Below are 286 nucleotides of genomic sequence, written 5' to 3' on the forward strand. Positions count from 1 at the left end.
CAAGCCCAAATTACGGTAGAAAACTGCGACTCTACACTTACCTTAGATAAAGCGCCGAAAACCTTAATCACTCACGATATCAATATGTCTGAGATGGCATTTTCTCTCGGGCTTGAAGAGAATATGATCGGAGTGACCGGTATTAGCGGGTACTACAAAACGACCCCTGAATTTAATCGCCTCCAGGGAAGCATTCCGGAACTCGCACCGAAATATCCTTCTTTAGAGGTGTTAGTTAATGCCAACCCTGATGTTTTCTTTGCAGGATGGAATTACGGTATGCGGT

The 286-nt window shown here is 44.4% G+C and carries 1 pseudogene; it reads left to right on the plus strand.

What is annotated here, in order from left to right:
• Positions 1 to 286 (plus strand): annotated as a pseudogene (locus AB4496_RS24785) (ABC transporter substrate-binding protein); the annotation flags it as partial.

This window comes from Vibrio sp. 10N.222.46.A1 (genome assembly GCF_041473595.1).
Lineage (GTDB): Bacteria > Pseudomonadota > Gammaproteobacteria > Enterobacterales > Vibrionaceae > Vibrio > Vibrio tasmaniensis_A.